Source organism: Myxacorys sp. (genome assembly GCF_059501405.1).
In genome coordinates this window covers 21,006-32,206 of the sequence record NZ_JCACCM010000083.1, presented here as the reverse complement: position 1 = coordinate 32,206, position 11,201 = coordinate 21,006, and the positions used below count along the sequence as shown (strand labels likewise).

The 11,201-nt window shown below is 47.5% G+C and carries 11 protein-coding genes and 1 pseudogene; 5 read left to right on the top strand and 7 right to left on the bottom strand.

Translation table 11 applies throughout. From position 1 onward, the window contains the following. Positions 1–53 precede the first annotated feature (53 nt). Entirely contained in the window at positions 54–701 is a 648-nt protein-coding gene (locus AC5I6P_RS08810) for a class I SAM-dependent methyltransferase (RefSeq protein WP_495693377.1), read from the top strand. A gap of 66 nt (positions 702–767) precedes the next feature. Here the strand turns inward: AC5I6P_RS08810 and AC5I6P_RS08805 are convergent, their stop codons facing one another. The 4 genes from AC5I6P_RS08805 to AC5I6P_RS08790 all read right to left on the bottom strand — a co-directional run bounded on the left by AC5I6P_RS08805 (position 768) and on the right by AC5I6P_RS08790 (position 4,982). Then, a complete protein-coding gene (locus AC5I6P_RS08805) occupies positions 768–1,907 on the bottom strand; it encodes an acyltransferase family protein (RefSeq protein WP_495693376.1) in 1,140 nt (379 codons plus the stop codon). 710 nt (positions 1,908–2,617) lie between these two features. Next, entirely contained in the window at positions 2,618–3,481 is an 864-nt protein-coding gene (locus AC5I6P_RS08800; protein WP_495693375.1) for a 3'(2'),5'-bisphosphate nucleotidase CysQ family protein, read from the bottom strand. Positions 3,482–3,589: 108 nt separating this feature from the next. Then, positions 3,590–4,066: a hypothetical protein gene (locus AC5I6P_RS08795; protein ID WP_495693374.1), complete on the bottom strand. Its 477-nt coding sequence runs from the start codon at positions 4,064–4,066 to the stop codon at positions 3,590–3,592. Between the two features lie 28 nt (positions 4,067–4,094). Further along, positions 4,095–4,982, bottom strand: coding sequence for a sugar kinase (locus AC5I6P_RS08790; protein WP_495693373.1), 888 nt, complete (start codon positions 4,980–4,982; stop codon positions 4,095–4,097). 18 nt (positions 4,983–5,000) lie between these two features. Between AC5I6P_RS08790 and rsmI the strand changes: the two genes are divergently transcribed. The 4 genes and pseudogenes from rsmI to AC5I6P_RS08770 all read left to right on the top strand — a co-directional run bounded on the left by rsmI (position 5,001) and on the right by AC5I6P_RS08770 (position 9,123). Further along, a complete protein-coding gene (gene rsmI / locus AC5I6P_RS08785; RefSeq protein WP_495693372.1) occupies positions 5,001–5,849 on the top strand; it encodes a 16S rRNA (cytidine(1402)-2'-O)-methyltransferase in 849 nt (282 codons plus the stop codon). A gap of 160 nt (positions 5,850–6,009) precedes the next feature. Continuing rightward, the gene (locus AC5I6P_RS08780; protein WP_495693371.1) at positions 6,010–6,816 is read left to right on the top strand and encodes a hypothetical protein; all 807 of its coding nucleotides are present in this window, start codon (positions 6,010–6,012) and stop codon (positions 6,814–6,816) included. A 39-nt stretch (positions 6,817–6,855) separates the two neighbouring features. After that, positions 6,856–7,104 (top strand): annotated as a pseudogene (locus AC5I6P_RS08775) (transposase); the annotation flags it as partial. A gap of 291 nt (positions 7,105–7,395) precedes the next feature. After that, the gene (locus AC5I6P_RS08770) at positions 7,396–9,123 is read left to right on the top strand and encodes a tetratricopeptide repeat protein (RefSeq protein WP_495693370.1); all 1,728 of its coding nucleotides are present in this window, start codon (positions 7,396–7,398) and stop codon (positions 9,121–9,123) included. Positions 9,124–9,382: 259 nt separating this feature from the next. Here the strand turns inward: AC5I6P_RS08770 and AC5I6P_RS08765 are convergent, their stop codons facing one another. The 3 genes from AC5I6P_RS08765 to AC5I6P_RS08755 all read right to left on the bottom strand — a co-directional run bounded on the left by AC5I6P_RS08765 (position 9,383) and on the right by AC5I6P_RS08755 (position 10,670). Further along, on the bottom strand, positions 9,383–9,667 hold the full coding sequence (locus tag AC5I6P_RS08765; RefSeq protein ID WP_495693369.1) for a hypothetical protein: 285 nt from the start codon (positions 9,665–9,667) through the stop codon (positions 9,383–9,385). Between the two features lie 125 nt (positions 9,668–9,792). Beyond that, positions 9,793–10,155 carry a hypothetical protein gene (locus tag AC5I6P_RS08760; protein WP_495693368.1) on the bottom strand — a complete coding sequence of 121 codons (363 nt, stop codon included), beginning with the start codon at positions 10,153–10,155 and terminating at the stop codon, positions 9,793–9,795. A gap of 170 nt (positions 10,156–10,325) precedes the next feature. Next, on the bottom strand, positions 10,326–10,670 hold the full coding sequence (locus tag AC5I6P_RS08755; RefSeq protein ID WP_495693367.1) for a hypothetical protein: 345 nt from the start codon (positions 10,668–10,670) through the stop codon (positions 10,326–10,328). Positions 10,671–11,201: the final 531 nt, after the last annotated feature.

Here is an 11,201-nt window from a genome sequence, read left to right as displayed (position 1 = left end):
CTAGCTTCGTCCTGCGGGACTTTCTTGGCAAAACTTTAGTCGCACATCACGTTATGTTACTCCGTCCCGATCAGCGCACCAAGCTGGATGACTCAAACGACAACCAGTTTTACGACTATCCTCGCTATGTCACTCATGTTGATGAAGGATTCATTCAACAGTTGACCAATTTGTACCGCGATCGCCTTTCTCCTAACACGCGCATTCTCGACATGATGAGTAGCTGGGTCTCTCATCTGCCCGATGATATGAAATTTGAGCATGTTGAAGGACATGGGCTGAATGAGGACGAACTCGCTAAGAATCCTCGCCTTGATCATTACTTTGTGCAAAATCTAAACGAGAATCCAAAGTTTCCCCTCAGCGACCAGTCGTTTGATGCGGTGTTGAATACCGTGTCCGTGCAGTATTTGCAGTATCCCGAAGCGGTTTTCACCGAGATTCATCGGATTCTCAAACCAGGAGGAATCGCTATTTTCAGTTTCTCAAATCGGATGTTTTATCAAAAAGCGATCGCAGCATGGCGCGACAATACTGAAGAGGGTCGCATTGAGTTGGTCAAAACCTATTTCAATTCTGTTCCGGGATTTTCTGAACCGGAAGTCATTCAACGCCAGTCTCAAGTTCCCAGTTTCATGCAACTGTTGGGCATGGGTGGAGGCGATCCGTTTTACGCTGTGATTGGCACTCGTCAAGAGTAGCTAGCATTCCTTCACAAGGGACTGCATGATGCAGTCCCTTGCAGCTCTGACGATTAGACGCGGAGCCTAGGCTTGTACCAACACGTTCTCTCGACGAGGAAGTTTGACCTGCTGACTCAGAGCGATCGAAGGCTTCTCTACAAAGTGCCACATCACAGCAGCAAACCCGATAGAAGCCGCAAGACTGGCAATCAAGCAGACGACATCCGATAGAACGGAAACCCCTAGCAGCTTTTGGGTCACGAAGAAGACAACACCGATAATGGGCACGTGACCGAGATAAAGACTGTAAGAAATCTTTCCTAAAAACTGTATCCAACGTGCGCTGAGCCATTGCTGCATCCGGTTAGCTCGTCCAACTTCAAGCAGCAAGAACGCTGTAACCACCGATGAGATCGCAAAGCCATCTCGGTGCGCAATTCCGGCTACCAGCAAGACAGCGCCATAGAACCGGAAGGCATTGAGTGGCAGTTTGCGTGTCCAAGCCCAGTACGCGAATGCACCTAGCAAGAAACTGTACCACAAGGGCAAAAATACCGTTGCTCGACCCGGAATCGTCAAAATGCCGAGGGGAAATAGAGCCGCTAGAACTGCCGTCGGAAGAAAGACTAGTGTTTGTGCAGAAAACGGGTTCAGCGCTCCATTAACGTTTAGTTGCAACTGTCGCGCTGACCACTGTCCGAGCCAGAGCAGGGCACAAAACAGAAAATAGAACTGAATTTCTAAACACAGTGTCCAATAGACATCATTGATATTTTTGAAGTCTAATAACTCTTGAACATAGCCTAAGTGAGCGGCCAGTCTGCTGATGGAGAGGGGTTCATCCATTGGTGCAAGGGGTTGCTTTTTCACGATTGATGAGAGCAACGCAAAGGCGATCGTTATTGCGATCGACACATAATAAGGCGGCGTTAGTCGAACGAGACGCCGGAGCGAGAACTGCCGGAAATACAAGCCGTCGATGTTTGCATTTCGCAGTGAGTGGGCAATCACAAAACCGCTCAACACAAAGAAAATGGCGACTCCTAAGCTTCCCCACTCCAATAGGGGAGCACTGATCCAGCTCGGTAGAGCTTGGCTGAGGTGATCGAGACGCTCGTTTAATTGAGCGTGGAAAAGCACTACCCAGAGGGCAGCAATTCCTCGGAGGGCATCAAGGAAATAAAAGTGAGCCTTGCGCTCAGTATTAGGGTGATGTGACTTCATAAAAACTCCGCTCTAGCGTAATCTTGCAGGATTCACCTAGTTGACCTATACACCTCATAACTCACGTCATTCCTAAAATCAGATGGGTCTTTCTAAACGTTTGAAGACACACGACGGTAGGAGGCGGTCAATGAGACTGATTGTTTGAGTCAAGTTGATAAAATCATGGCGACTTTTGATTCTGTAAAGCGTTCAAGGAGATGCAATTAGTGCACGTTAGTATCCTTGAGAGCTCCTTAAAAATGGCAGTTGATTTCTAGCACCCAGCAATGGCAAGCGTTCTCTTTATGCGTTGCCTTTGCCTTTACTTCCACCTTAAGGAGGAAGCGCAAAGGTAATGCGTAGGATAAGAAACGCACGGTGCTATCTTTGCATTTATTTTTTGAATCCGCCCTTAAATCTACGTATAAAGTTCAATTCCACTTGAAAGCTTTACACAAGCTCAAGAAATCTAACAAATAACTTTAAATGCAAAAAAGATAGATACGGCTTACGTACTCACTGCTCAAATCGGCTAAGCGCAGGAATTTAGGGGAGAACATCCCAGGTGATTGCGTAATATAAGTTCTGATAAAGATAAGTAGATCAACTTAGATCTTCTACAAATGAATGGCAGCATTTGTATCAAATGCAACAGACGCACTGGATGAGTACTTTGCAGGATTCTTGAGAAGACTAGTTGCGGCGCATGAGATCGAAATTAGCGATCGCTAACGACTGACAGCATCGATTTGTTCTAATAGGGCCTGTGCGATCGCACACAATTCCTCATGACAACTTCCATTGCTTGCCATGATGCCACCCCATTGACTCACATCTTCGCGGTTGTATTGCACAGGTGTACCATCAAAGTACGTGAATTGTCCGCCTGCTTCGGTGAGAATCAGTTCGGGTGCGGCAAAGTCCCAATCTTTCGCTGCTGATTTACCCGATAGAGATATGTAAACGTCGGCGGTTTGCTCTGTGATCGCAGCAATCTTACAGCCAACACTGCCCATTTGCTTTTGTTGCGTGCAGGGAAAACGTTCCAGCAGTTGCACAAACCGTTGATCTCGGTGGCTGCGGCTTGCCACGATGGTTAACGCTTCGGGTTGAGCGATGGCTGAAACGTGGAGTTGTTGTGGAGCTTGACCCCGACGTTCAACGAATGCACCTCCGTTTTGCGTGGCGTAATAGAGTTTATCGAGTTCGGGGCAAGCCACGATTGCCAGCACCGGACGACCTTGATGGGCTAATGCAATATGAACGGCATATTCTCCGGTGCGATTAATGAAGTCTTTTGTGCCGTCAAGCGGATCAATAATCCAGACCCACGGTTTGCCTAAGCGATCGGAAGGGGGTTGAGAGGCAAAGGTTTCTTCACTGAGATAGGCAAAATCTTGGAGTCCGAAGGCGGCTTGCAAGTTGTTGAGAATGTAATGATTGGCGGCAAGATCGGCAGAGGTGACTGGACTATCGCCCGATTTTTCAATCTCAAAAGAGGAGCGTTGAGCGTTGAGCAAAATATCGGCGGTTCCCCAACCAATCGAGAGTGTGATCGCTAAAATTTCGTCTAAACGGCCATCTACGCTCACCAGTCTTAATCTCCTCAAATAATTATAATTAACCCCTCTGCCCTCACCCTCTTCTACGGGAGAGGGCAGAAGCCACTCACAACCTTTACAGGTTATTCAATCTAAATCCTAAGCGTCTTCTGTGATCAATGCTTCTGATTTAGAAGCGGCGATCCAATAGCGCCGACAACTCCACAGCAACGCTGCACCTACAGCTAGATAAATCAAACCGCGAATCTCATAACTCACGCCTGCTTTTCGCAATGCCAACCCAATCGTCATCATCAGGATGATTAACCCAATGGTTTTTGCACCAAACATTTGAAACACACTTTTGAATGGATTTGGTTCTTGTAGCGCATCGGCTCGTTCAATCACACCGTTTGCTGTTTTATCCAGTACAACTTTTCCTTTCAACACTCCAACCGAGAGCGCCACTGCACCCAAGCCTAAATGCTTTGCGTCAAGAAATCCGAGGTAGGGAAACTGAAACCAAAACTTCATGCCCATTGTGAGCAGCCCTGCCCCAACGATTGTCCAAATCGCGGCGGCAATCCACAAATGCTGACGACGGCTTAACCCTAGTTTGAGTGGAGTGCTTTCCATAATTGGATGCCTGTACACAGTTTTTCTATTATACGGAGGTTGTTCTCATCCAATTCCGGGTTCCAAAGGATTGACACGCACGAGCGGCAATTTGAGCCGATTGGGACAAGGCTTGCTTAAAGGTTGTTTGCAAAATGAAATGACAGAATGCGCCATGAAAGATGTCACCTGCGCCCACGGTGTCGATCGCAGCAACGCGGGGAACCTGAATTTCTTCAGATTCACCATTGCTCAGGAGCGAAATGGCGTTTCCTCCATTGGTAATGGCGATGTGTTGGATCTTAAATTCAGAAAGGTAATCGATCACGTCTTGCGGAGTTTCGCATCCAGGCGGATGGAAGTTTGCGGAACAAATTGCATAATCAACCCAAGGCAACACAGTTTCAAATCCAGGTTTCCAACTTCCGCCATCGATGACGACTGGAATCGATTGGGCTTGAGCCAATTGAGTCAGTTTGGAGGAAGCTTGCTCTGCAAGTGCGGCTCCAATCTCCATTTGATGTCCATCGATTAACATCACATCAACGCCGTCTAAAGCATTGGGCGGAATTTGCTCACGTCCGATCTGAAACTTCACAGCATTGATTGAGACTACGGCTCGTTCACCCGTCGATCGCGTCACCATAATGGATGATACGGGTGGAGATTCGGTGCGTTTTGGGGCGAGATCAGCGATCTCAACTCCCCATTCCTGCAACTCTGTCAAAATTAGATCAGCCGTCGGATGCGTGCCGATCGCGCCCATCAGCACGGCCTGATTTCCGAGGTGTTGAAACGCAACTGCTGCATTCGTTGCCGGCCCTCCTGCCGAAGTGATGGCATCGATTGCCACAATCTTTTGATTGCTCGTTGGCAACTGCTCGACCAAATAAATCAGATCCAACGTCACCATGCCTATAAACAGCCCGTTGCTCATTACTTGTATGATCGTGACATGACTGGCACACTTTACATTGTTGGCACTCCCATCGGCAACCTAGAAGACATGACCTTCCGGGCGGTACGCGTTTTGCAAACCGTAGATCTGATTGCGGCTGAAGATACTCGTCATACCGGAAAACTGCTGCATCATTTTCAAATCAAAACGCCGCAGATTAGCTATCACGATCACAATCGCACGACTCGCACACCCGAACTCGTCTATCGGTTGCAGCAAGGTAGCTTGATTGCGCTTGTGACCGATGCCGGAATGCCCGGAATTTCTGATCCAGGATATGAACTTGTAAAAGCTTGTGCCGATGCAGGGGTACTGGTTATACCCATTCCTGGGGCGAGTGCAGCCATTACAGCCCTAAGCGCGTCGGGATTGCCCAGCGATCGCTTTGCCTTTGAAGGATTCCTGCCTGCGAAAGAAAAGGAACGTCGCGCTCAGCTAGAAGTGTTGCGTTCTGATCCTCGAACGCTGATTTTCTATGAAGCTCCGCATCGGGTGTTGAAGACGCTTCAGGATATGGCAGAGGTGATTGGACACGATCGCGCGATTACGATCGCACGAGAACTCACGAAGTTGCACGAAGAATTCTGGCGCGGCACAGTAGGGGAGGCGATCGTCAAGGTAAGCGATCGCGATCCTCAAGGTGAATTTACGCTCATTCTATCGGGTGCATCCCAAACCACAGCCCCGTTATCTGAGGAGACCTTAAAAACGGAATTACATAGTCTCCTAGGTCAAGGACTGTCCCGTTCTGAAGCGAGTCGTCAACTTGCTCAACAAACCGCTTTACCGAAAAGACAGATCTACCAACTCGCGCTCCAAATCAAAGATGACGAGTTAGCCCAATAAGGATTGTCTTTCAACAGTGTGTTTTGATGCGTGAAGACTGAAGCAGAGTTAAGGAAGAGATTCTGAAGTTTGTCAAGCCTCTAATTAAACAATTTAGGATAAAATCCTGAATCGACCTTTCTCGAAGTGCAATATCTACTACTGTAATCCAGTAATAGTTATGCTAAACCCGGTATTGTTCCCCTTGCTGCTACTCAGTCTCGCAACCACGGCTATGCTTCCCGTTGAGCGAGCCGTCGCCGATATAAAACCAATCTCCACTCCGATCATTAGACCCAATGTTCCAAAAATTCCCGTCACTCTTCCAAAACGGCTGCGGGTGAACCCTACAGAAACCAAAATCTTTGATCGATTTCATCTTAAGAGGCTTCCCCAAGACTGTCTTGCTACATCAGGTACAGGAGCCTCAGCTATGCTTCGTGGGGCACCTGTAGTCTATGGATGGCAGCACTGGACGGATGAAAAGTGCTACGAGTGGTACAGCCACGTCATGAGAACGCTGATATATTTTGGCGATATTCAACCTGCCGGACAAATCTTTCCGACAGACCTCAATATTGTCAAAGCGACCCTCTTCTACACATTGAGAGAAAACGGAACACAGCATACAGCTTATACAGGAGTAGATCCGGGACAGCCTGAAAAGTTTGAATTGACTCGCCTAAAAGATGGTCGGGTTACAGACATATGTAGTGGTCAGCTAGTGATTCCAACATCAGATGTGCGATCGCTCCCTCAAGATACTTTGCCGCCAGGTACTAAGCGCGAGTTGTTACCCAACGTTGGAACTCAAAAAGGTGTATTCCGTGTTGATATTACTGACCTCTACAAAGACTGGCATTTTCGCAGAACTCCGCATCATGGGATCATCCTAGCCGGAAGCTTTGAAACAGATGTGGTTGACCGGGCTACTCAATGTACGTCGGTGATAGACAACGTTTATATTAATGTTGAATACCAAGATTAAAGATCCGCCGGTAAATTTCTCTGCAAGGAATGGGAAGGTCTTGAACCTCTGTTGCTTGAGATACTACTCAAAAAGAAGCGAACCCGACTTGCTAATTGGACCAAGCGGGAGATCCTAGATGGCATCCTTTATCAATTCAAGAACGGTTGCAATTGGGCCGACTTGCCTCAAGACTTACCCCCCCTACTCAACGGTTTATTGGCACTACAAGCTTATTGGCACTACAAACTTATTGGCACTACAAACTTATTGGCACTACAAATAGTGGGGAGCAACAGGAGTGATTGAGCAAGCGCTGTAAAAGTCTAGTTAAAAACTTTGAGCGAACCTTATCCCATGCCACGACTAAGATCAATCTCTGCTTTGTCAGGCTAATGCTGAAGCGGGTTGCAGCCGCTTCCTGAGATCTCAAATGGGTTCTATAAATATTTCATGAGGACAGGGCTCAAATTGCCACATGTCTTTGTCTCTGCTTGTTAGTAAGGTAGAACTAGACATAGCAACGCCTGTTGGTGCCCTACCAGATCGTTTTGACCCACAACCCACCCCACCTAAACATCGCTTCTGAGGCTCCTCAATATGGCTCACGGCTTAAAGCAATTCGCACGATTTTCAGCGATCGCCCTGATCACTGTTTTAGGTTCAACAAATGCCGGAACCGCTATTGAATCGCAAGATGTGAAAGCACGCTTGCTGGCTGACATTGCCTTTCACTATGCCGAACTTGGAGAATCTCAGCGTTCGATCGAAGTGTTAGAGCAAGCGCTCCGCTCCACTAAAGCGATGTCTTCTCGCTGCTTCCAAGGCAACCTTTTAGCAAAAATTGGCGGCGGCTATCTACTGGTAGGACAGGAAACGCAAGGCAAGCAGCTTCTTACAGAGGCGCTTCAAACTGCCCAAGTTCAGGAAGCAACGCGCTGTAGTGGCAGCGCCACCTCTCCAACAGAATCCTTACTCAACCGTCCCAAAGAGTATGCAGAGGCTGGACACCTTGACCTGGCGCTTGAACTGGGCCAGAGATTAGGCGTCCCAATGCCGCTGGCAGAACTGGCAGGTTATCTATCTGCGGCAGGGCAGCCGGAGCGCGCCACGAAGGTCTTAAACCAGGCGATCGAGATAGCTGAAGGTCTGACTAACCAGCCAGACAGAACCCAAATGCTAGTCGTCATGGCAGAGCGGCTTCAGCGGGGTGAGCATAGAGAGCAGGCATCAGTTGTCCTGAAGCGAGCACTAGAGAGCCTCAATGCCCCAGCACCATCCCATCCAGTACCATCCAAGCCAGCACCATTCAGTGCCAAATTCGGTGCGGAATCGTTACAAGTTTCCTCAACACTCCGCATTGCTAGAGTCTTTGCTGCCATTGGAGAGAACCAGCAAGCAATCGAAGTGCTCAATCAAGTCGTGCCAAAAATTCGGGCCTTAGCAAGCCAACCCCTGCCGCTCGATCGAGTTGGGCACCAGGTTGATGCTGCCCTTCAGTATGGTGAACTAGGGCAGAAGAGCCAGTCTAGTGACCTCCTTGCTCAAGCACTTGCAAACGTACAGGACATTCCCAAGGACAAAAGCTCTAACCGAGAGTATGCCATGACCAAAATTGCAGAGGGCTATGCCAAGCTTGGTGACTTTAAGCAGGCACTACAACTTGCCCAAGCCATTCTAAGTGTGAGTCCGCGATCGGCTGCATTTGGGCAAATTGCGATCGCCTATGCTAAGGCAGGAAACCTCGATGCAGGAGTGAAACTGGCGAAGTCGATTGGAGACCGCAACGGCATGCTGATAGGGGTTGTTAGACATCACCTCACCAACAAACAGCCTGACCAAGCCTGGAATCTTGTCCAGACTTACCAGGTAAAGGGCATTTTGTCAGAGATGGCTGTTGGCTTTATGGAAGCAGGACAACCTGAGAAGGCGCTGCAAATTGTTCAAACTGGCAATCTACAAGGGTTTATGCCATATGTAGTACTCAGCTATGCGAAGGCAGGACAGGCTGATCAGGCTTTGCAACTGGCAGCAAACCAACGGATGGAATGGTTATTGCCTGCAATTGCGCGTGGCTTTGCACAACAAGGACAACTCGACTCGGCACTTCAGGTAACGCAATCGATAAACGATAAATATCACAAAGCACAAGCACTGATTTCGATCGCCCAGGTTTACATTAAACAGGATGCAGCAGAGCAAGGAAGCATTCAGGCTATGCTTGCCAACCCTATGGCCATGATCAGAAGCCTGTTTGGAGATTCAGAGCGGGAAAAAGCTGCTAAGAAGGCACTGGATCAGGCGCTTCAGGTAACGCAATCGTACTAAATCGCAGAAAGAGTCACGTTCAAGGCCTTCGACAGCAAGGTGCAGCTATTGGCAACCGGATGGAACAGTCGTTGCACCTGTCGATCGTAGAAACTATCGCTTGGTGAAATATCGATAATAAGTTCGCGTCAAATAAATCTCTACAAATAGTATTGTCGAAGAAATGAGATGAATGACCAAGTCAAACGGTGTGGTGATAGAAAATTCAATCCCCCAAATCTCAACGTAGAACAATATCCATACACTCATAGTCAGGTAGCTACACCATAGGCCCCACTTCTGCATCTTTACTAAGTCCAAAACTGGAAATAATGCTCGTCAGACCTAGCAAGATTCCTGGAACACCAAGCATGAGAGACAATATCCACAACAGTTGAGGACGCTCCATATTATTCGTTGCCTCTAAATCAAGCAAGAATACGGAACCTAGCAATAGGATAAGGATCGAGACACTTAAGGTGATACTACCAATCCACAGAAACGCCTTAGAGATTAAGATGACACCACGCGGCAAATTATTGCGATTTTCAAGTTTTGATTTCATTTTTAGGTATACCCATCGGTGATGTACAAGGAGCAGCACCTTGAGATGTCAAATGGGTTCTATAAACAGCGGTTCCTTCAGAGTCTCGCACAGTCGATCAGATGAAGGAAGCCGCACTTCACTTTCTAGCTCTTGGGCGCGATCGCAGCTTGCCGAACCGCACGCTTGCGATCGCTCTTGCGAGTGCCGCCTGCCTTTTGGTATTCCTGGCTGTCTTTGCCATATTTAAACGCAACACCAATCAACATCTTTTCTGAAAGCTCTGACAATGACTTCTCGGCTTCTACGACAGATGTTTTAGCCGCATCAATGCTCGAAAGAAGAGTATTGTAGTATTCGATCTGAGTGCGGGTGTGTTCGATCAAGACCTTAAACGATTCGATGGTCGCACCATCACCGAGATCTAAGCGAGAATTGATGGACTTTAGGCTTGCGAACCGACGGTCAGCTTTTTCTAAAGCGCGAGAGCTTAGTTTTGAACGGCTCATACTTAACTCTTCCTGAATGAGTTAGGGTGTACGACATCTAGAATGCCCGTCGGAGCTAACCTTAGAAGCGGTTTAACCCTGCGTGCGATCGCTGAATTTTACAAATGCTTTGCACTCCAATTGGAAGCAGTTTCGGCAGTTGTGCGGAGAGGCGCAACGCAAACTAATCCTTACTGATTGAGATACAGATGCGTAAAACACGGAGACGTGATCGCTGCATCAAGATCCACTCGTTGTGAATCAAGATCTGAATGTGTAAAACACGGAATCGCGATCGCTGCATTAAGATCCATTCGTTGTGAATCAAGATCCGAATGGGCAAAACACGGAGACGCGATCGCTGCATCAAGATCCACGCCTTGTGAATCAAGATCTGAATGTGTAAAACACGGAAACGCGATCGCTGCATCAAGATCCACGCCTTGTGAATCAAATAACGTAGAACATGGATGCGCGAAGTATGGTGTTTCTTGTGAGGAAGCTGCGATCGCATTTGATGATGGTTTGTCTGTCACCTTTCCTGATCCAGCTCATTCGGTTGGAGGGAGGCGCCACGTAATGATTGGCGCATCCAGAGGTCATATAGCCTAGGGAAAGCAGAGTGTAGGTGATGCAATCGCGGTAGCAACACCCATAGCTTGCAAATTGAAATCTGATTGTGTAAAATCTGAAACTGCGATCGCGGTAGCAACATTCACAGGTTGTAAATTAAACAGTGAAACCTTAGACAATAAAACGGCGAATTCTGAATTAGAAACTAATGCCTTCCTCTGCTCCAATCGCGCTTTTATACCAGTAGCAATAGAAGTTAAATAATGAAAAGAAACCAAAGTGATTACTAAAGATTTTTTAATGATTACCTCTTCTGAACCTTTGACTTGTTGGAGTACTAATGTCTTTTCCGTTCGTTATTACTGACTGAATCAATCGATACTCGTGTTTGTAACAAAAAACTCTATCCTTAGGTAGAATTCAAGGATTTTTGTAGCGATTACCTTCAAATTGGAAATTTAGATCGTCGTAACTGGCTCTTATCTTTTTGCCAA

Excerpts from the sequence above, each read along its gene's own strand:
- AC5I6P_RS08810 (WP_495693377.1), top strand. The coding sequence starts at position 54 with ATGTTACTCCGTCCCGATCAGCGCACCAAGCTGGATGACTCAAACGAC.
- AC5I6P_RS08805 (WP_495693376.1), bottom strand. The coding sequence starts at position 1,907 with ATGAAGTCACATCACCCTAATACTGAGCGCAAGGCTCACTTTTATTTC.
- AC5I6P_RS08795 (WP_495693374.1), bottom strand. The coding sequence starts at position 4,066 with ATGGAAAGCACTCCACTCAAACTAGGGTTAAGCCGTCGTCAGCATTTG.
- AC5I6P_RS08790 (WP_495693373.1), bottom strand. The coding sequence starts at position 4,982 with ATGAGCAACGGGCTGTTTATAGGCATGGTGACGTTGGATCTGATTTAT.
- rsmI (WP_495693372.1), top strand. The coding sequence starts at position 5,001 with ATGACTGGCACACTTTACATTGTTGGCACTCCCATCGGCAACCTAGAA.
- AC5I6P_RS08780 (WP_495693371.1), top strand. The coding sequence starts at position 6,010 with ATGCTAAACCCGGTATTGTTCCCCTTGCTGCTACTCAGTCTCGCAACC.
- AC5I6P_RS08770 (WP_495693370.1), top strand. The coding sequence starts at position 7,396 with ATGGCTCACGGCTTAAAGCAATTCGCACGATTTTCAGCGATCGCCCTG.
- AC5I6P_RS08765 (WP_495693369.1), bottom strand. The coding sequence starts at position 9,667 with ATGAAATCAAAACTTGAAAATCGCAATAATTTGCCGCGTGGTGTCATC.
- AC5I6P_RS08760 (WP_495693368.1), bottom strand. The coding sequence starts at position 10,155 with ATGAGCCGTTCAAAACTAAGCTCTCGCGCTTTAGAAAAAGCTGACCGT.